Annotated in this window: 13 protein-coding genes and 1 pseudogene; 9 read left to right on the top strand and 5 right to left on the bottom strand. The window is 72.5% G+C overall.

The window, feature by feature from the left end; genetic code table 11:
• Positions 1 to 23: 23 nt before the first annotated feature.
• A complete protein-coding gene (locus OG758_RS21925; protein WP_326711563.1) occupies positions 24 to 1,616 on the bottom strand; it encodes a M23 family metallopeptidase in 1,593 nt (530 codons plus the stop codon).
• A gap of 221 nt (positions 1,617 to 1,837) precedes the next feature.
• Positions 1,838 to 2,842 carry a lipase family alpha/beta hydrolase gene (locus OG758_RS21920; RefSeq protein ID WP_326711562.1) on the bottom strand — a complete coding sequence of 335 codons (1,005 nt, stop codon included), beginning with the start codon at positions 2,840 to 2,842 and terminating at the stop codon, positions 1,838 to 1,840.
• Positions 2,843 to 3,281: 439 nt separating this feature from the next.
• Between OG758_RS21920 and OG758_RS21915 the strand changes: the two genes are divergently transcribed.
• Complete coding sequence (locus OG758_RS21915; protein ID WP_100594811.1) at positions 3,282 to 3,698, top strand: cobalamin B12-binding domain-containing protein; 417 nt, start codon at positions 3,282 to 3,284, stop codon at positions 3,696 to 3,698.
• Between the two features lie 112 nt (positions 3,699 to 3,810).
• Here OG758_RS21915 and OG758_RS21910 read toward each other — a convergent pair whose 3' ends face one another.
• Together OG758_RS21910 and OG758_RS21905 are read right to left on the bottom strand one after the other, a co-directional pair.
• Complete coding sequence (locus OG758_RS21910) at positions 3,811 to 5,460, bottom strand: DUF5691 domain-containing protein (protein ID WP_326711561.1); 1,650 nt, start codon at positions 5,458 to 5,460, stop codon at positions 3,811 to 3,813.
• 62 nt (positions 5,461 to 5,522) lie between these two features.
• A complete protein-coding gene (locus OG758_RS21905; RefSeq protein ID WP_326711560.1) occupies positions 5,523 to 6,920 on the bottom strand; it encodes an SWIM zinc finger family protein in 1,398 nt (465 codons plus the stop codon).
• A 179-nt stretch (positions 6,921 to 7,099) separates the two neighbouring features.
• Between OG758_RS21905 and OG758_RS21900 the strand changes: the two genes are divergently transcribed.
• The 7 genes from OG758_RS21900 to sucD all read left to right on the top strand — a co-directional run bounded on the left by OG758_RS21900 (position 7,100) and on the right by sucD (position 17,099).
• On the top strand, positions 7,100 to 8,239 hold the full coding sequence (locus tag OG758_RS21900; RefSeq protein ID WP_326711559.1) for an ATP-binding protein: 1,140 nt from the start codon (positions 7,100 to 7,102) through the stop codon (positions 8,237 to 8,239).
• Complete coding sequence (locus OG758_RS21895; protein WP_326711558.1) at positions 8,236 to 10,632, top strand: DUF5682 family protein; 2,397 nt, start codon at positions 8,236 to 8,238, stop codon at positions 10,630 to 10,632. Before OG758_RS21900 ends, OG758_RS21895 begins: the two co-directional genes overlap by 4 nt.
• Positions 10,632 to 11,834, top strand: coding sequence for a VWA domain-containing protein (locus tag OG758_RS21890; protein ID WP_326711557.1), 1,203 nt, complete (start codon positions 10,632 to 10,634; stop codon positions 11,832 to 11,834). The genes OG758_RS21895 and OG758_RS21890 overlap by 1 nt, the downstream gene beginning before the upstream one ends.
• Positions 11,835 to 12,328: 494 nt before the next feature.
• A complete protein-coding gene (locus OG758_RS21885) occupies positions 12,329 to 12,991 on the top strand; it encodes a hypothetical protein (RefSeq protein WP_326711556.1) in 663 nt (220 codons plus the stop codon).
• 149 nt (positions 12,992 to 13,140) lie between these two features.
• On the top strand, positions 13,141 to 14,526 hold the full coding sequence (locus tag OG758_RS21880; RefSeq protein ID WP_326711555.1) for a hypothetical protein: 1,386 nt from the start codon (positions 13,141 to 13,143) through the stop codon (positions 14,524 to 14,526).
• A 488-nt stretch (positions 14,527 to 15,014) separates the two neighbouring features.
• The gene (gene sucC / locus OG758_RS21875) at positions 15,015 to 16,196 is read left to right on the top strand and encodes an ADP-forming succinate--CoA ligase subunit beta (protein ID WP_326711554.1); all 1,182 of its coding nucleotides are present in this window, start codon (positions 15,015 to 15,017) and stop codon (positions 16,194 to 16,196) included.
• 21 nt (positions 16,197 to 16,217) lie between these two features.
• Positions 16,218 to 17,099 carry a succinate--CoA ligase subunit alpha gene (sucD, locus tag OG758_RS21870; RefSeq protein WP_266561023.1) on the top strand — a complete coding sequence of 294 codons (882 nt, stop codon included), beginning with the start codon at positions 16,218 to 16,220 and terminating at the stop codon, positions 17,097 to 17,099.
• Positions 17,100 to 17,201: 102 nt separating this feature from the next.
• Here the strand turns inward: sucD and OG758_RS21865 are convergent, their stop codons facing one another.
• Positions 17,202 to 18,380 (bottom strand): helix-turn-helix domain-containing protein, encoded by a 1,179-nt coding sequence (locus tag OG758_RS21865; protein ID WP_326711553.1) that lies wholly within the window; start codon positions 18,378 to 18,380, stop codon positions 17,202 to 17,204.
• A gap of 24 nt (positions 18,381 to 18,404) precedes the next feature.
• On the opposite strand from OG758_RS21865, the pseudogene OG758_RS21860 reads away from it, so the two are divergent.
• Positions 18,405 to 19,706: pseudogene (locus OG758_RS21860) on the top strand (cell division protein PerM); the annotation flags it as partial.
• Positions 19,707 to 20,229 lie beyond the last annotated feature (523 nt).

The following is a 20,229-nucleotide window of genomic DNA, read 5'->3' as shown; positions in this document are numbered from 1 at the left end:
GGCCGCTGCCGGGAGGCTCGGCCCTACGTCGGGTCGAGCCCGTGGCTGCGGAGCCACGGGAGCGGGTCGACGGCCGAGCCGCCGCCCGGACGCACCTCGAAGTGCAGGTGCGGACCGGTGGAGTTGCCGGAGTTCCCGGAGTGCGCGATGAGGTCACCGGCCTTGACCGGTCCGCTCATCACGGTGTGGCTGGAGAGGTGGCAGTACCAGGTCTCCGTGCCGTCCTTCGCGGTCAGGATCGTCATGTTCCCGTACGCGCTGTTCCACTGCGTACGGACGGTGCCGTCGGTCGCGGCCATCACCGGGGTGCCGTACGAGACGGGGAAGTCGATGCCGGTGTGCACGGACATCCAGTTGATGCCGGCCTGCCCGAAGTACGCGCTCAGCCCGCGCTGCTTGACCGGGAGGACGAACTTGGGCCGCAGGCGCTCCTTGCGCGCCGCTTCCTCCGCCGCCTGCTTCCGCTCGGCCTGCTGCTTGGCCCTGAGGTCGATACGTTCCTGGGTGCGGCTCGCCCGGTCGGCGAAGTCGCCCGCGTCCGCGGAGAGGTCCGCGAGCTGCGTGTCGAGCTTGTTGTTGGCGACGGAGGGCTTAACGGCGGTCGCGTCGGGCGCGGAGGCCGCCGTCGTGTCCTTGCTGTCGTCGCCGCCGAGCCCGCCGACGGAGGCCGCGGCGACTCCCGCGACGCCCATCACGCACACCGAGGGCACCGCGACCGTGAGCAGTGCGGAGCGCTTGGCGGGGGAACGGCGGCGGGAGCGTGCGCGCTGGGCGGGCGTGACCGGGGCGGGCCGCTCGTCGCGGGCGACGATTTCCTCGACGTCGTCGCTGTAGCTGTCGTGATGACTGCCGTCGTGGCTCAACTCCGGCTCGGAAGCTTCGGGTTGGCCGTAGTCGTGCCGGGCGTCGGGGGCGTTGTCGTCACCTTCGGCGCCCGCGGAGTTCCACGCGGTGGCGTCGTACGCGCCGGTGTCGAAGACCGGCGCTTCGAAGGTCTGCGTCGCGAAGGCCTGGGCCTCGAATGCCTGCGTCTCAAAGGCCTGTGTCTCATAGGCCTGTGTCTCATAGGCCTGCGCGTCGAACGCCTGGGCCTCGAAGGCCGCCGGTGCCTGGAAGGTCTGCGTGGCGAACGCGTCCTGTGTGGTGAATCCCTGCGCCTGCGCCCCGAAGGCGTTCGCGTCCCACTGCCCGGTCTGGTCGGCCCACGCGCTGTTGTCCCACTGGCCGGAATGGTCCGGTCCGGACTGGGCCGGAATACCGCCGAGTTGCTCGTGAGCGGCGGTCCCCCAGACAGCGGTGGTGTCGTAGCTGCCGGTGCCGTACGCGGCGGCCTGCTGCTGCGCCGCGTACGGGTCGTGGTGCTGGGGTTCCTGCGTCGTCAGCGTCTGGTGCGCGCCGGTCGACCACTGACCGCTGTCGTACGCGCCGGTGTTCTGCGCGCCGGGCAGGTCGCCGAAGAGGGGGTCGGCGGCGAAACCGCCGGTGGCGTAGCCGTCGTAACCGGTGTGGCCGCCGTACTGGGCGCTCTGCTGGTCATATGCAGCGTAGGGCGCGGATTCGGCGTCCTGAGCCGGGGCCGGGGTGGTCTGAGTCCCCGACGGGTGACGGTCGTTCACCAACTTCTCTTTCGCCTCGACAACAGGGGCTGCCAGAGCAGTGCGGTGACTGTACCCGGCGGTACGCGGGCGCGACAATCTTCAGCAGGTTTCCCTCTCGCAGGAAACGGGCATTCGGCCGTCTTTCGGCGGACTGTGGGCAGAGCTTTGGCTCTGCGTTCGAGAATCGTTCGACGTTTGGCCAGTTCGGGGAGCGTTCCGGGGGCAGGTTCAGGCCGGAGTCAGGCGACCGTCAGGCCATTCACCGCGTCGGTGGTGTGCGTTCCTTCCGCCTCTGCGGCGTCCAGTGCCTGTCGGATACCGGCGGCGACCGCCGGGTGGACGGGGAGCGCGAGGTGTCCGACGCCCGTGACGCGGACGTTCTGCGCGATCAGGTCGGGGTGGTCGATGCAGGCCGTCTCCAGCGGAACCATGATCTGGTCGAGATCGCTCCAGAAGCTCACGAAGTGGGTGCGGCAGCCGGGGGCGGGCCGCGACAGCTCCTCGATGACGGTCGAGCCGGGTCGCATCTGCCGGACGATCGGGTGCGCGTCCATCAGCGGCGCGACCGTCGTTCCGCCGTGCGGGGTGCCGAGCGACACGAGGGTGCGTACGCGCAGATCGCCACCCAGGCATTGCACGTAGTAACGGGCGATGAGCCCGCCGAGGCTGTGCCCCACGATGTCCACGCGGTCGTGGCCCGTGCGTTCGCAGAACTCCTCGACATGGCGGGCGAGCAGCGCGGCGGCGGTGCGGATGTCGTAGGTCAGCGGCGAGTAGTTGAGTGACTCCACGTGGTGCCGGCCGTGCTGGGCGAGCGAGCGGCGCAGCAGGACGAAGACGGAGCGGTTGTCGATGAAGCCGTGCAGGAGAAGAACCGGCGGTTTGCTCTCGGCGGCCGGCAGGCGGGCGCTGCACGTGTTGTGGGTGTCGTCGGTGCTGTGAGCGTTCTGGGCGCCAGGACCGGCCAGGGTGGCGCTCTCCGTCAGGTACGAGGCCTCGTCGCCCCCCTCGCCCATGTCCTCTGGGGTGGGGGCGTAGCCAAGCGCGGGGAGCGCGGGGGCGGTCCTGCGCTCCTGGATGATGCCGGACGGGTACAGGAGGAGGTGCCCGGCGAGGATCGCGACCTCGAGAGCGGTCGCCTTCAGCAGAGAGACGGAGACTCCGGCCAGTCTGGCGGGGAACACCAGCCTGGCGGGGATCAGCTGACAGAGCGGGCGAAAAGGCAGGATGCTCGTGACCTTCATGGCCGACCTCCCGTCGGCACCCGGGAAAACGGCTCTGTCTCCCGTGTGCCCTCATGGGAAGCATGCGCCGAGGTGGCCGACGATGCGCGTCGTACGCGGGCGGTGACCAGTCGGTGCCCGTGAGTGACGGTCGCGGTGCGTCACTAAACCCCGTACGTACCGCCCCGCTGATGCGCGCCGTGCCGCCCGCCGCGCGGTCGGCACGGCGGTGTGGTGCGGCTGTCTCTTTGCGACTCCCCTTGCGCCAATGGCCCCCGTATGCGGCTTCTGAGCCGCCTGCGGCGGTTGTGGCGCGCAGCGAACGTGTCCCATCGTGTGATTTCCCCCTCGCTCCGCACCGCGAAACGGCCGGTTGCGGGATGCTGTCGATAACGTTCGTTCACTTCCCGGGTACGCATCAGGTCAGGTATCGGGTAGAAGTCGCTTCATGGAGGCAGTGATGGGTGTGGCAGCCGGTCCGATCCGCGTGGTGGTCGCCAAGCCGGGGCTCGACGGTCACGATCGTGGGGCCAAGGTGATCGCGCGGGCGCTGCGCGACGCCGGTATGGAGGTCATCTACACCGGCCTGCACCAGACGCCGGAGCAGATCGTCGACACGGCGATCCAGGAGGACGCCGACGCGATCGGTCTCTCGATTCTCTCCGGGGCGCACAACACGCTCTTCGCGCGCGTCATCGAGCTCCTCGTGGAGCGCGACGCCGCGGACATCAAGGTGTTCGGCGGCGGGATCATCCCCGAGGCGGACATCGCTCCGCTCAAGGAGAAGGGCGTCGCGGAGATCTTCACCCCGGGCGCGACGACGGCGTCGATCGTGGACTGGGTCAACGCGAACGTCCGCCAGCCTGCCGGGGCTTGATCCCTGCGGTCCCTCCCGGACGAGGGCGCAGGAGTGCCGGTTCGGTGCGTGGGTCGCGCTCCGCCCGAACCGGTCAGTTCCCCTGTCCTGCCTCGCCGGGTACCTCCAGTGCCTACATCCCTCTCAACTCGTCCCGCATCGCCCGCCGCAGGCGCAATGTGCTGACCAGGCGCTGGAACGCTTCCGACCAGTAGCCGCCGGCTCCGGGGGCCGCGTCCTCCGGTTCGTCCGGGGTGGCGGTGAGGCCGTCGAGGCGGGACGCCTCCGCGGGATCAAGGCAGCGTTCGGCCAGGCCCATGACGCCGCTGAAGCTCCAGGGGTAACTGCCCGCGTCCCGCGCGATGTTCAGCGCGTCGACCACTGCCCGCCCGAGCGGCTCGGCCCACGGCTGGGCGCAGACCCCGAGCAACTGGAACGCCTCGGACAGGCCGTGCGTCGCGATGAACCCCGCCACCCACTCGGCGCGCTCGCCGTCGGACAGCGCGCCGAGGAGCTTCGCCCGTTCGGACAGTGACACGGCGCCGGGGCCTCCGGCATCCGGTGACGCGGGCGCGCCCAGGAGCGCGCGCGACCATACGGCGTCCCGCTGGCGTACCGCGGCCCGGCACCAGGCGGCGTGGAGTTCGCCCTGCCAGTCGTCGGCCACCGGCAGTGCGACGATCTCTTCCGCAGTGCGGCCTCCGAACCGCGCGGTCCAGCCGCCGAGCGGCGTCGCCTCGACCAACTGGCCCAGCCACCATGACCGTTCACCCCGGCCTGTCGGCGGCTTGGCGACGACGCCGTCGCGCTCCATGCCCGCGTCGCACTCGTGCGGCGCTTCGACGGTGATCGTCGCCGCGCCCTGGGTGCGGTCGACGGCGACGCAGGAGGCGGCGCGCGACGCCATCCGGGCCGCGAGCGCCGAGCCGGGGAGTGCCGAGAGCAGCTCCGCGGCGGTGGCTCTGACGTTGCGGCTCCGGTCGGACAACGCCTGTTCCAGGAACGGCTCGTCGGCGTCGGCGAGCCCCGACCGCAGCGAGTCGAGGAACATCAGCCGGTCCTCGGCCCGCTCGGCGGACCAGGTGGTGGCGAGCAGTTCGCGTGCCGCTGCCGGGCTGTGCGCACGTACCGTTGTCAGGAGCGTGACCCGTTCGGCGAACAGGCCCTCCTCCCACAGGCGTTGCACGTCGGCCGCATCCCCGGGCACCGGGAGAGCTGTGCCGCCGCCGGGGGTGGAGCGCAGCGCGAACTTCCAGTCCGGGTTCAGGCGGGCCAGCCACAGCGCGCGCGGGCCGGCGAACGTGAGGGCCTGTGGCCGCAGATCCGTGCGCCCGCGGGCCGCGTCGAGGAGTGCGGGGAGGAGATCCGGAGGCGCCGCGTACCCCTGTTCGTTGGCCCCGGCCAGCCACTGGGGCAGCAGCTCCATCAGGTCGGGGGCTGTTCCGCGGCGGCCGCCTCCGGTGCCGGGGCGGTCGGTGAGCAGCATCGCGAGTCTGCGTCGTGCGGGGGCCGGGAGCGGGGGCCGCGGGTCGTCCGCCGCCCGTGCCGGGGGCGCGGCGGCGGGCGCGGGCCGCAGCCCGGCCCGCCGTCGTACGGTCTGTAGGGCGGCGGCGTCGAGAAGTGCGGTGGGTGCGTCGGCGCCGGTCGAGTGCCCTGGTGGCGTCCGCCGGTCTGTTCCCAGCAGGGCCACGGTGACCAGCTCCTCCCATGGGTCACCGATGGCGGTGGTGGTGCTGGCGGTGGTGCTCGTGGCCGTGGCGTCGGCGGTCGAAGGTGCCTTCATGTCGCTCCTCTCCATGGAATGGGTCCGCCTGGTTGTCTCCGTCGTCTCTGTCGCCCGGCTCGTCAGCACAGCGCCACCGCTTCCCCCGGGCCTTCGGGCCAGGCCGTGAGAGGGGTGAAGCCTCGGTGCCCGCACTCGCCGAAGACGGTGACCGGGGCTCCGCCGGACAGCGCGGCAAGCCGCCACAGCCCGGGGCCCGCCGCCGCCTTCGGAGTGATCGGGACCGCCAGTCGTTCCGAATCCGCTCCCGCCGGATCTGGTCGCTCCAAGTCGTCGTCCGAGTCCGCCAGTTGCCAGCCGCCGCTCGCCTCGTCCGGCGTCGGTATGACCCGGCTCAGCGTCACCGGCCAGGACTCCAGCCAGGGGTCGCGGCCCAGCGCGTCCCCGTACCGCGCCGCCGCCTCCGCCACACCTGCCCCCTTGGGCCGTACGGGACTTGGGGCGGGTGCCGTGAACTGCTCGCCCAGGTCGGCTCGGAGCTGACCGTCTCCCGCGTACGCGGAGAGCTCGGCGTCCAACGCCAGGCCGACCGGCAGCGAGAGCGCCGGGGCGCGGCCCGCCGCCCCGTAGGAAAGGAGGAGCGCCGTGTGGCCGGACTCCGTCCCGTGCAGCCATATCCGGCGTGTGGTGAGCCGGCTGTCGGCCATGTCGTACTGCGCCAGGACCAGCCATCGGTCCCGGGTGGGCCGGCCGTCCGCCGATGACGGCAGTCCGATGCGGGAGCGGACCGTCGCCGCGAGTTCGGCGGGGAGCAGGTCGCGGCGCAGCCAGCCGCGGTCGAGGAGGTGCAGCAGCGCGCATTCCTCCAGGAGTCGCACCGGCCAGCCGGGACCGGACGCGGGTATCGCCCCCAACTCCCGTACCCGCGCGGCCAGTCCGGGCGCCTGCGCGTCCACCATGCGGGCCGCGGTCTCCTCCCACATCCCGTAACCGGCCTGCTCGGCCGAGGCGAGGCCGCCGCGCAGCAGGTCCGCGAGCCGCTGCTCCAGCTCGCTCGCGCCCGCCGTGACCCGCTCGGCACGGCGCTCGGCCCTGCGGCGCGCGGCTTCGGGATCAGCGGCGGCGCCCCCGGCCGCATCTGTCTCCCGCTTGGTCTGCGCCCGCTTCCTGCGCCCTTCGGCCCACTGCTCCGCCCAGTCCGGAAGCGTCTGCGCGTCGGGCACGGAGCCGTCTGCCCCCGCCCACAGCAGGAGCAGCCCGAGCGCGTGCTTGCACGGGAACTTACGGCTCGGACAACTGCACTTGTAGGCCGGGCCCGCCGCGTCCGCGACATCCACGACCGTCTGATACGGCTTGCTTCCACTGCCCTTGCAGAGCCCCCACACCATCCCCTCGCCCGAACTTCCCGCCTCCGACCACGGTCCGGCGACGCCGAGTTTGCTTCCCGCCTTGCGTGACGGGGCGTCAGGCGCCAGTGCCAGCACCTGGTCCGCCGTCCAGCGCACCCCCTGCTGAGTCATGTTCTCGAAGGTAGGTCCCGCCACTGACAATCGCCGGTGGCGCGGGCGTCGGCGCAGGTCAGCGGCGCGCGATCGGTGATTGTCAGTGGCGTGGTGCACGGTGGAGTCACATCCCGGCCGAGTGCTCGGGACGTGCCGGACGTGCCGGCTGAGCCCGGCCGAAATCGAGGGGGATCGCCATGACCGTGTCCGTCGAACCGACCGAGAAGAGCGCCGCGTCCGCGGGGGATCAGGGAGCCGCGCAAGCGCTGCGGCCGCATGCCGAAGACGCCTTCGCCGCCGAACTCGCGGCGCTGGCCGCGCAGGACGACCGGCCGCGCCCGGAGCGCTGGCGCCTCTCGCCGTGGGCCGTCGCCACGTACCTGCTCGGCGGGACGCTGCCCGACGGGACCGTCATCACACCGAAGTACGTGGGGCCGCGCCGCATCGTCGAGGTCGCCGTCACCACGCTCGCCACGGACCGCGCCCTGCTGCTGCTCGGTGTGCCAGGCACCGCGAAGACATGGGTCTCCGAGCATCTCGCGGCGGCCGTCAGCGGCGACTCGACGCTGCTCGTCCAGGGCACGGCGGGCACTCCCGAGGAGGCGATCCGGTACGGGTGGAACTACGCGCGGCTGCTCGCGCACGGCCCCAGCCGCGACGCCCTCGTGCCCAGCCCCGTCATGCGCGCCATGTCCGAGGGCATGACGGCCCGGGTCGAGGAGCTGACCCGCATCCCGGCCGACGTGCAGGACACGCTGATCACGATCCTGTCGGAAAAGACCTTGCCGATACCGGAGTTGGGCCAGGAGGTGCAGGCCGTCAGGGGCTTCAACCTGATCGCCACGGCGAACGACCGGGACCGGGGGGTCAACGACCTGTCGAGCGCGCTGCGCCGCCGCTTCAACACCGTGGTGCTTCCGCTGCCGGAGAGCGCCGAGGCGGAGGTCGACATCGTCTCGCGCCGCGTCGACCAGATCGGCCGCTCCCTCGACCTGCCGGCCGCTCCGGACGGTTCGGACGAGATCCGCCGCATTGTCACGGTCTTCCGCGAGCTGCGCGGCGGCGTCACCGAGGACGGGCGTACGAAGCTGAAGTCGCCGAGCGGCACGATGTCCACGGCCGAGGCGATCTCCGTCGTGACGAGCGGGCTCGCGCTGGCCGCCCACTTCGGGGACGGGGTGCTGCGGCCGTCGGACGTCGCGGCGGGCATTCTCGGCGCCGTCGTCCGTGACCCGGCCGCGGACCGCGTGATCTGGCAGGAGTACCTGGAGGCCGTGGTGCGTGAGCGGGACGGCTGGAAGGACTTCTACCGCGCGTGCCGTGAGGTGAGCGTATGAGCGAGCGGGGGAGGGGGCCGCTGCTGCTGGGGGTGCGGCATCACGGCCCCGGTTCGGCCAGGGCTGTGAGGGCCGCGCTGGACGCGGCCGGTCCGGGTGTCGTCCTGGTCGAGGGGCCGCCCGAGGCGGACGTCCTGGTGTCGCTCGCCGCCGACGAGGACATGGTGCCGCCGGTAGCGCTGCTGGCGCATGTCGTGGACGAGCCGGGGCGTTCCGCGTTCTGGCCGCTGGCCGAGTTCTCCCCGGAGTGGGTCGCGATCCGCTGGGCCCTGGAGCGGGACGTGCCGGTCCGTTTCATCGACCTGCCGGCGGCGCACAGCCTGGCCCTGAGCGCGCAGGCCGAGACGCCGGACGACCCCGAAGGGTTCGGGGAGCAGGGCGAGGACCAGAGCGGGGATGACGTCAGGGAGGCGATGCGTGTCGATCCGCTCGCCGTACTCGCCGAGACCGCGGGACACGACGACCCGGAGCGCTGGTGGGAGGACGTCGTCGAACACCGGGCCGGGGCGGGGGACGCGTTCGCGCCGTTCGAGGCGCTCGGCGAGGCGATGGGGGCGCTGCGGGAGGAGTACGGCGACGGGGGGCACGAGCGGGACCTCGTGCGGGAGGCCTACATGCGCCTTCAGCTGCGCGCCGCGCAGAAGGAGTTCGCGGACGGGGTCGCGGTGGTGTGCGGTGCGTGGCACGTTCCGGCGCTGCGCGTGAAGACGACCGTCGCCGCAGACCGGGCCGTCCTCAAGGGCCTGCCCAAGGCCAAGGTCGACATGACCTGGGTGCCCTGGACGCACCGACGTCTCGCGCGGGCCGGGGGATACGGAGCGGGCATCGACTCGCCCGGCTGGTACGGGCATCTGTTCAGCGCCCCGGACCGGCCCGTCGAACGCTGGATGACCAAGGTCGCCGGGCTGTTCAGGGACGAGGACAGGATCGTGTCGTCGGCACACGTCATCGAGGCGGTGCGGCTGGCCGAGACGCTCGCCGCGATGCGGGGCCGTCCGCTGGCCGGGCTGACCGAGACGACGGACGCGATCCGCGCCGTGATGTGCGAGGGGTCGGACGTCCCCCTGTCGCTCGTCCACGACAAGCTCGTCGTGGGGGACGTGCTCGGCGAGGTTCCGGACGCGGCGCCCGCCGTGCCGCTGCAGCGCGACCTCACACGGCTCCAGCGCTCCCTGCGGTTCAAACCGGAGGCGCTGGAGCGGGAGTTGGAGCTCGACCTGCGCAAGGAGACCGACGCGGCGCGCAGCCGGCTCCTGCACCGGCTCCGCCTCCTCGACGTCGGCTGGGGCGAGCCGGCACGGTCCCTGCGCGCCTCCACCGGCACGTTCCGGGAGACCTGGCGGCTGCGTTGGGAACCCGAGCTGTCCGTGCGTGTCGCCGAGGCGGGGGTCTGGGGCACGACCGTGCTCTCGGCCGCCACCGCCAGAGCCGAGGCGGACGCGATCGGCGCACAGGCCCTCGCCGACGTCACGGCCCTCGCCGAGCGCTGCCTCCTCGCCGAACTGCCGGAAGCCCTCCCGGTGGTGATGCGCATACTGGCCGACCGCGCCGCGATGGACGCGGACGTCGGCCATCTCGCCCAGGCTCTGCCCGCCCTCGTCCGCTCCCTGCGCTACGGCGATGTGCGAGGGACGGGCACCCAGGCATTGAGCGAGGTCGCGGCCGGTCTCGCCGAGCGCGTCTTCGTGGGCCTGCCGCCCGCGTGCGCGGGGCTCGACGGGGACGCCGCGGCCGAGATGCGCGGGCATGTGGACGCGGTCCACGCGGCGGTGGGGCTCCTGGAGGACGACGGGGCGGCCGGACACAGAGGCCGCTGGCACTCCGTGCTGCGGGTCCTCGCCGCACGCGACAGCGTCGCCGGCGTGATCCGGGGGCGGTGCGCGCGACTGCTCCTCGACGACGGACAGCTGGCCGAGGGCGAGGCCGCGCGGCTGATGGGGCTCGCCCTCTCACCCGGCACCGGGCCCGCCGAGGCCGCCGCCTGGATCGAGGGGTTCGTCGGCGGCGGCTCCGGCGGCGGGCTGCTCCTCGTACACGACGAGCGGCTGCTCACGCTCGTCGACGATTGGCTGACGGGCGTCTCCGCCGACGCGTTCACGGACGTACTGCCGCTGCTGCGCCGCACCTTCTCCGCCTATGAATCCGGTGTGCGCCGCACACTGGGCGAGCTGGTGCGGCGCGGGCCCGCGGGGGCGGGACCCACAGCGACCGTGGGCACGGCACCGCCGGGGTTCGCGCCCGGCCTCGACCAGGCGCGCGCGGACGCGGTGCTGCCCGTGGTGCGGCTGCTGCTCGGCACGGACGACGCGGACGCCGACGCCACATCCGGCTCCGGCTCCGGCTCCAGTTCCGGCTCCGGCCGGGGTGACAACGACCTTGTGGGGGTGGCCTGATGGCGGTCGACCAGGTTGACGAGCTCAGCGGGGGAGCCCGGGACGAGCGGATGCGGCGCTGGCGGCTCGTGCTCGGCGGGGGCGAGGCTGACGGCACCGGCTGCGCGCTCGGCGGTCAGGACGCGGCGATGGACGGCGCCCTGACCGCGCTCTACGGGGGAGGGGACAAGAAGGAGGGGCGGGGGCGCGACCGTTCGGCCGGCCTCGGGGCGTCCGCGCCGTCCGTGGCGCGCTGGCTCGGCGACATCCGGACGTACTTCCCGTCCTCCGTCGTCCAGGTCATGCAGCGCGACGCCATCGACCGCCTAGGCCTGTCCGCGCTGCTGCTCGAACCGGAGATGCTGGAAGCGGTCGACGCAGACGTGCACCTCGTCGGCACGCTGCTCTCCCTCAACAAGGCGATGCCGGAGACGACGAAGGAGACCGCACGCGCCGTCGTGCGCAAGGTCGTCGAGGACCTGGAGAAGCGCCTCGTCACGCGGACCCGCGCGACGCTCACCGGCGCGCTCGACCGCAGCGCCCGTATCAACAGGCCCCGCCACCACGACATCGACTGGAACCGCACGATCGCGGCCAACCTCAAGAACTATCTGCCGGAGTACCGAACGGTCGTCCCCGAGCGGCTCATCGGATACGGCCGCGCGTCCCAGTCGGTGAAGAAGGAGGTCATTCTCTGCATCGACCAGTCGGGCTCGATGGCGGCGTCCGTCGTCTACGCCTCCGTGTTCGGCGCCGTGCTCGCCTCGATGCGGTCCATCAACACGAGGCTCGTCGTGTTCGACACGGCCGTCGTCGACCTCACCGATCAGCTCGACGACCCGGTCGACGTCCTGTTCGGCACGCAGCTCGGCGGCGGCACCGACATCAACAGAGCACTCGCGTACTGCCAGTCGCAGATCACCCGCCCCGCCGAGACCGTCGTCGTCCTCATCAGTGACCTCTACGAAGGCGGCATCCGGAACGAGATGCTGAAGCGGGTCGCCGCGATGAAGGCGTCGGGAGTGCAGTTCGTCACGTTGCTCGCACTGTCCGACGAGGGGGCACCCGCATACGACAGGGAGCACGCGGCGGCGCTCGCGGCCTTGGGAGCACCGGCCTTCGCGTGCACTCCGGATCTCTTCCCGGAGGTGATGGCGGCGGCGATCGAGAAGCGGCCGCTGCCGATACCGGACGCCGGGAACCCGGCGAACGGGAAGTCGTAAATCCGGACATGACTACCCATCGGTAACAGGGGGCTTGCGCAACCTCGGGCGTCCCGTGCAAGGATCGGCGCGGCTGTCCTCGTCCCCGCGCCCACGCGTCCCGCGTCCCCGCGCCCCTCGTACGGGAGGGTTCCCCCACCTTGACTTCCCCGATCGCTCTGCCTGTTGCCGCTCCGCGCGTCGTGCGCGCAGCGGCCGGGCGGCGTGCGCTGAACGTGGCGCTCCGGGTGATGTTCCTTGCGGGCGGCCTGATCGTGCTGGGCCTGCTGTGCGGGGGAAGGGCGCAGGCGGCGGGAGGAGTTCTGCCGCCGACCGAGGCTGCTGGTGAGCAGGCGGTTCACGCAACCGCTCACGCGCCGGTTCACGCATCCGCTCACGCGCCGGTTCACGCATCCGCTCACGTGCCGGTTCACGCATCCGTCCCCGCGCGGGCGGCACACCACACGCCTCCCGCCACCGGTTCCCGAGCAGTCGGGACCGTGCGGGAGCAAGCCGTGGAGCCCGTCAGGAAGCGCGTGGTCGAGCCGGTCCGGACCCGCGTGGCCGAGCCGGCCCGAACCCAGGTCGCCGCACCCGTCGTACGAGAAGTACGCGAAGCGCGGGGAAGGGTCCGGGACGCCGTACGGGAAGAGGTCCGGGAAGTGGGTGAGTTCGCCGGAGGGATCGTCGGCGAGCTCGCCGACGAGGCTCCGCCGCGGTTCCTGCCCGCACCGCCGTCGATGCCGGGCCTGCCCGGCATCCCGGGCCGGCCCGGCGAACCCGGCACCCCCGGTCCGGCAGGGGACGGCGCCCACGCGGCACCGGCTCCGAGCGCCGGAACCCATGCGGCCGCCGGGCACGGTGATGCCGCGCGGACCGACAAGCGAGAGGCAGCCGAAGCCGTCGGCGACGTGTTCGTCCCGGCGGGCGCCAACCCCGTACCCGCAGGGACTTCGGCCACGAAGGCGGCCGGAATCTCGACTCCCGCCCCCGCGTTCCCCAGTGGCAGCGCGGTCGGCCAGTCGGCGGGGGACGGCAGTTCGACGCGGCACTCCGATCTCGCCGCGGCAGCCTTCGGCAGCGGCGCTACGGCCCGGCTGCTGCCCGGGGCGACGGCGTCCTACCACGCCGCGCCCACCCGCGACAGGCACCGAGACATCCCCGAATTCCCCGGCTAGGGCAGCCCGTTCCCCGCACGTGACCTGCCGCGCGGGGGCGGCACAGGTCTGCCCGCCGACCGGACCACTCCGGCCGGATGCCGCCGGCCCACCGCTGGACCACTCCAGCGCGGGACCGGAATCCAGAATTCGAAGGATCTGACGCAAGCATGAACAAGAACATCCGCCGTTCCATCGTGATAGCCGCCGGCGTCTCCGGTGCGTGGGCGCTCGGCTCCGCCGTCGCCAGCGCCGACGAAATGCCCGCCCACTCCGTGGCGGTGCCGGACCTGGCCGGTGACGTGGTCGCCGATGTACAGGGCACGGTCTCCCACGTCCAGGGCACCGTCGACGACGTCACCCACGGCACCGTCGGCTCGGTCACCGGCAAGGCCCAGGACACCGTGGCGGGCGTGACCGGCCAGGGCCGGACGACCGCGTCCGGCGCCACCTCCACCGTCTCCGGAACGGTCTCCGGCACCGCCGCCAAGGCCGCTCCCCAGGCCGGTACCGCTGTCACCGGCGCCCAGGGCACCGTCCGGCACGCCGACGCCCGGGTCGAGGCCGTCGCCGCGCACGCCAAGCAGCAGGCCCGCACCTACGTCGAGGGCGTCACCACGGTCGCCGACACCGCCCGCACCGTCGCCGCCCGCGCCGCGCACGCCCACACCGCCGGGGTCCCGAACGTGTCGGCCGGCGCCGTCGCGCAGAACGCCGGCGACCGGGCCGCAGCCGCCCAGGACGGCGCCACCCAGGAGATCGACTACCTGTTCGGCCCCCTGTCCGCGTTCGCCCCCGACGTCGACCGCACGGTGACCGGCGCGCAGGGCCAGGTCCAGGGCGCCACCGCCCAGGTCCAGGGCATCGCGGCCCAGGCGTACGGCACCGCGGCGCAGGTCCCGGGCTACGCCCAGAACGTCCCGGCCACCGCCTCCGGCGCCGTGGGCGGAGTGACGACCGCCGCCGGTCCCGTCGTCGACGAGACCTCGGCCGCGGTACTTCCCCCCATCGCCGCGACCGCCGTGCACGGCGTGGTCCCGGTCGCCGGACAGGCCGTCGGCGACGTCGGCACGCTCGCGGGCGGCGCGGTCGGCGACGTGACGCCGTTCGCCGGTGGCGTCGTCGGCCACGTCACGCCGTTCGCGGACGGGGTCGTGGGCCAGGTCCAGCCCTTCGCGCAGTCGGTCGTCGCGGAGGACGTGACGCCGTTCACGGGCGGTGTCGTCGGCGCGGTCCAGCCCCTCGTGCAGGCCGTGTACGACCAGGTGCAGCCGGTCGTGCAGGGCGTCGGCGGCAGCGCGACGTACCTGGCGCAGGGCGTCGTGGGCGACGTCGCGCCGTTCGCCGGTGGTGTGGTCGGCGACGTGACGCCGTTCGTCGGCGGGGTCGTCGGCGAGGTCTCGCCGTTCGCACAGGACCTGACCGGCACGGTCGGCGCCGACGCGCAGCCGCTCGCCGGGAACGCGGTCCAGGGCGTCCAGGGTGTGGCCGCCTCGGTCGCCCCCAGCTACCTGACGAACGCCACGGACGCCGCCGCCAACGGCATCGGCATCTGAGGTTCCGCAACTGAGAAGTCCGCCTCCGCAACCGAGGAACGCGTCGGCGGACTGAAGTCGGCGGACTGAATACGTCGTCTGCGGGCAACCGGGGACCGGAGTGACAGGCCGGGCCCGGCCCGGCAGATGGCGGCGGGTGGTCCTCATTGGGGTGAGGATCACCCGCCCGGGCCCTTCCCGGTCCGGCGGCAGGGCTCTCCAGGTCCTCCCACCGGGTCTTTCAGGGGCTCTCAGGGGCCCCACCGGGCGCACCCCAGGCCGGTGGGGCCCCGCTCTGTGACTGTTATCACCGCTCAGGTGTGATCTGCGATTTAGGGACCCCGGGCGAGCGGCGATAACCTGCGGGACGGACATGCCGCGTACCGGACTCCGTCCTACGCCTCCCTTGTGACAGCGCAGTCACGTTGCCCTTCGCGGCACGCCCACGCAGACAGCTGACCACAAAGCAGCGAGATCGCAGCGAGATCACGGAAAAGGGACGGACGCGCGTGGACCTGTTCGAGTACCAGGCGAGGGACCTCTTCGCCAAGCACGGTGTACCGGTGCTGGCCGGTGAAGTCATCGACACGCCTGAGGCGGCGCGCGAGGCCACCGAGCGACTGGGCGGCAAGTCGGTCGTCAAGGCGCAGGTGAAGGTCGGCGGCCGTGGCAAGGCAGGCGGCGTCAAGCTCGCCGCCACCCCGGACGAGGCCGTCGCCCGCGCGACGGACATCCTCGGGATGGACATCAAGGGCCACACGGTCCACAAGGTGATGATCGCCGAGACGGCTCCGGAGATCCTCGAGGAGTACTACGTCTCGTACCTCCTCGACCGCACCAACCGCACCTTCCTCGCCATGGCGTCCGTCCAGGGCGGCGTGGAGATCGAGGTCGTCGCGGAGGAGAACCCCGACGCCCTCGCGAAGGTGCCGGTCGACGCCAACGAGGGTGTCTCCAAGGAGAAGGCCCAGGAGATCGTCGCCAAGGCGAAGTTCCCGGCCGAGGTCGCCGACCAGGTCGCCGACATCCTGGTGACGCTGTGGGACACCTTCATCAAGGAGGACGCCCTCCTCGTCGAGGTGAACCCGCTCGCCAAGGTCGCCTCCGGCAAGGTCATCGCCCTTGACGGCAAGGTCTCGCTCGACGAGAACGCGGACTTCCGCCAGCCCGACCACGAGGCGCTCGAGGACAAGGACGCAGCCAACCCGCTCGAGGCTGCCGCCAAGGCCAAGAACCTCAACTACGTCAAGCTCGACGGCGAGGTCGGCATCATCGGTAACGGTGCCGGTCTGGTCATGTCGACCCTGGACGTCGTCGCGTACGCCGGTGAGAACCACGGCAACGTGAAGCCGGCCAACTTCCTCGACATCGGTGGCGGCGCGTCCGCCCAGGTGATGGCGAACGGCCTGGAGATCATCCTCGGCGACCCGGACGTCAAGTCCGTCTTCGTCAACGTCTTCGGTGGCATCACCGCCTGCGACGAGGTCGCCAACGGCATCGTGCAGGCCCTGGCGCTCCTCGCCGACAAGGGCGAAGCGGTCACCAAGCCGTTGGTCGTGCGCCTCGACGGCAACAACGCGGAGCTCGGTCGCAAGATCCTGAGCGACGCCAACCACCCGCTCGTTCAGCGTGTGGACACCATGGACGGCGCGGCCGACAAGGCCGCCGAGCTCGCCGCGGCTGCGAAGTAAGGAAGAGGGACTCAGACCACCATGGCTATCTTCCTCACCAAGGACAGCAAGGTCATCGTCCAGGGCATGACCGGTGCCACGGGCATGAAGCACACCAAGCTCATGCTCGGTGACGGCACGAACATCGTCGGCGGCGTGAACCCGCGCAAGGCCGGCACCAAGGTCGACTTCGACGGCACCGAGGTCCCGGTCTTCGGGACGGTCAAGGAGGCCATGGAGGCGACGGGCGCCAACGTGTCCGTCCTCTTCGTGCCGCCGGCCTTCTCCAAGGCCGCCGTCGTCGAGGCGATCGACGCGGAGATCCCCCTCGCCGTCGTCATCACCGAGGGCATCGCCGTCCACGACTCCGCCGCCTTCTGGGCGTACGCGAAGTCGAAGGGCAACAAGACCCGCATCATCGGCCCGAACTGCCCCGGTCTCATCACCCCGGGCCAGTCGAACGCCGGCATCATCCCGGGCGACATCACGAAGCCGGGACGCATCGGCCTGGTCTCGAAGTCCGGCACGCTGACGTACCAGATGATGTACGAGCTCCGTGACCTCGGCTTCTCGTCGGCCGTCGGCATCGGTGGCGACCCGGTCATCGGTACGACGCACATCGACGCCCTCGAGGCGTTCGAGGCCGACCCCGACACCGACCTGATCGTCATGATCGGTGAGATCGGCGGCGACGCCGAGGAGCGTGCGGCCGACTACATCGCCAAGCACGTCACCAAGCCGGTCGTCGGCTACGTCGCGGGCTTCACCGCCCCCGAGGGCAAGACGATGGGTCACGCGGGCGCGATCGTGTCCGGCTCTTCTGGCACCGCACAGGCCAAGAAGGAGGCCCTCGAGGCCGCCGGCGTGAAGGTCGGCAAGACGCCGACCGAGACGGCCAAGCTGGCGCGCGAGCTGCTCTCGTAGTTCCGCCACCTGCCTGACATCAGTGGGCCCGCACCCTTCCGGGGGTGCGGGCCCACTGTCGTTCGTGCGTGCGGGAAGCCCGTGCGGGAAGCCCGTGGGGGCTCAGTCGACCTCGGGGGCGAGGCGGGACGGGCCGCTCTTTGCCTCCTTGTGCAGCTTGTCGCGCAGCTTCTTGTCCGTGCGCGTGAGCGGTCCCGGCCCCGTCCGCGGCGGTACGCCGCTGATCATGGCGCCGGGGGCGGGGACGGGTTCGTAGCGGGTCGGGGCGGTGTGCAGCGTGAGGGCCGTCGCGCCGATGATCAGGACGGTGAAGGCGATGGCCGAACGGGTCCAGAACTGGGTCCGGCGCTCGCCGTCCGTGCGGACGAGGGTCGACTTGGGGGCCTGGAGCTTCTCGGCGCCCGCGAGTTCGGTCAGGCGCAGGTGGAGCTGGTCGGGCACGGCGAGGCCGGGCAGCTGCTCGGCGACGGCCTCCCGCGCGTGGAGCAGCCGCTGCGCCGCCGCGGGCGTGGTGGCCTCCGTCTCGGCCGCGGTCTCGGGCAGATCGAGCCCGACCCCGTCGTACAGGAGCAGCGTGCGGCGGTACGAGGTCGGCAGGCTCAGGAGTACGTCGAGCAGCGCGCGGTCGTCGGCGTCGGCGGGCGGCGCCTCGGGGTGCCGGTGACTCGGGCGGAGCCGGTGCCAGGGCGACATGGCGTACTCGTACGCGGCGGCCCTGACCCAGCCGGCGGGATCGCGGTCCACGGCGACCTCGGGCCAGCGCTGCCAGGCGAGCTGGAAGGCGCGCTCCACGGACTCCTTGGCGAGGGTGCGGCGGCCGGTGAGGAGGTAGGCCTGGCGGACCAGGCCGGGGGCCGCGTAGGCGTAGAGCCGGTCGAAGGCCTCCGTGGCGTCTTTCGGGGACGCCGCCGGGCCGGGGCTCTCGCCCGCTGCGGCGTTGGCCGCGGGCCGCACCCACCCTCCGCCGCGCTCCTGGCCCCGGTCGAGCGGGGCGGAGTCCCAGCGTCCGACGGATCGTCTGCTCCGGACGGGCGTCGCCGTGGCGGTGGCCGCGGCCTTGGCGGCCGGCGCTTGTCCCTCCGCCTCGACGCTCGTCAGGAGCTTCGCGTAGGTCTCCCTCTTGTGGCCCCTCGGGGTGCTGCGTCCGGATTCCCATGCGCGGACCGTTTCGCAGGTGACGCCTACTTTCGCGGCGACCTGAGCCAGGGTCAGCGACTTCGACTCGCGGAGCCTACGGCGCTCCTTGGGGGTCGGCAGCGGGGAGGCAGGGCTCTGTGTCATAGGGAACTCAACACACCCTTTCGCATGAAAAACTACATAAACGTATCTTGTGCGACACATCCAGTCTTCGCCTGTTACGCGACTAAAGCGTGTGTCATTGGGAGCATGGCCCGCGTGACCCAAATGACCGACCGTGGCCCGTCGTTGCCGCTCCTGCTCTCCCGCGTGCGTGACCGCCCTCCGGGGCCTGCCGTCTGCTTCTTCGGCGGGGTCCTCGCGGCCGGGCTCGGGCTCGGCTCGTCCGCCGTGCTCGTCATGGTGCTGTGGATCAGTTCGCCCTATCCGGACAGTGGTCCCGGCGGTGCTCTGCACGCCGCCGCCGCGCTGTGGCTGCTCGCGCACGGCGCCGAGGTCATCAGGACGGACACGCTCTCCGGGACCCCGGCGCCGATCGGTGTCGCGCCACTGCTCCTTCTGGTGCTTCCGGTGTGGCTGCTGCACCGTGCGGCGCGTGACGCGGTGGAGGGCGAGGACGACGGGGACGCCCCGCAGATGGCCTGGTGGACAGCGTGGTGCGGGGTCGTGGCCGGGTACCTGCTGGTGGGCGGCGGCGCCGCGTTCTACGCGTCGGGCGGTGAACTGCGGCCGTCCTGGCCGAGCGTCACCGCGCATCTGACGGTCGTCGCCGTGGCCGCCGCGGGCGCCGGGATCTGGACGGCCTACGGTCGCCCGCGCACCCCGCTGCCCGCACTCCTGCGCCATCGTCTCGACGCTCTCCCGGACGGCAGGCGCGAGGCGTTCGTACGACGTCTGCTGCCGGTCGCCGCGCGCGCCGCGGCCGCCGGGGCGCTCGTGCTCGTGGCGGGCGGCGCGCTGGTCGTCGCGGCGTCGACGGTGTGGCACATGGGGGCGGTGCGGCATTCGTTCGAGCAGATGACGGGCGTGTGGTCGGGACGGCTCGCGGTGCTTCTGCTGGCCGCCGCGCTGGTACCGAACGCGGCGGTGTGGGGCGCTGCGTACGCGCTCGGGCCCGGCTTCGCGCTCGGCGGGGGAAACGTGGTCGGGCCGCTCGGGGTGTCGTCAGGGCCGCTGCTCCCTGCGTTCCCGCTGCTCGCGGTGGTGCCGGAGCCGGGTCCCGGGTCGCCGCTCACCTGGTCGGCGGGGGCGGTGCCGGTCGTGGCCGGCCTGACGGTGGCGTGGTTCGTGGCGGGGGCGGCGGCGCCCCGGCACGGGGAGCGGGGCGAGGCCTGGTCGCCGGCGAGCACGGCGATGGCGGCGGCCGTCGCGGCGGTGCTGTGCGGGCTGCTCTTCGCGGGGCTCGCGGTGGCGGCCGGCGGGCCGATGGGCGTCGCGAGGCTCGCGGAGTTCGGGCCCGTGGGGTGGCTGACAGGGCTCGCGGCGGCGGGGTGGACGGCGCTGGTGGGGATGCCGGTGGCGGTGGGACTTCGGGCCCGGCGGGTCAGGGTGCCGCGCGACGAGCAGGTCGGTGAGCCGTTCGAGGGGCGGGCCGGGGAATCGCTCGAGGGGCGGGCCCCGTCGTGGTGGCGGCGCCCCCGGATCCCGTCGCCGAAGAGCTGGCTGCCGCGTCGGAGTCAGGAGGGGGCGACTCAGGCCGGGCAGGCGGAGTCGGACGACGCCGCGTTCGAGCCGTACGACTTCTTCCCCGCGGACCCGTTCTCCGCGGACCCCTTCCCGAACGGGCTCTGGCCGGACGAGGCCACGAGGGAAGCGCGCTGGGCAGCGCTCAAGGAGGCGTCGGACACGAGCAGGGACACGGACCCGGACGACGGCGCCGGTGAGAGCGGAGGCGCGGCCCCCGAAGAACGGCCGGACCCGTCCTAGGGCCTCTCGTTTGGATCATGCTGGGCTCGCGGGGTCTGTATCTGCGGCGGTGTCGTCAGTTGCCCGA

It is taken from the genome of Streptomyces sp. NBC_01474, assembly GCF_035918215.1.
In the GTDB taxonomy this organism is placed as follows: Bacteria; Actinomycetota; Actinomycetes; order Streptomycetales; family Streptomycetaceae; genus Streptomyces; species Streptomyces aureus.
Note: the sequence above shows the minus strand (reverse complement) of the source record. Positions and strands in the feature narration are given on the sequence as shown.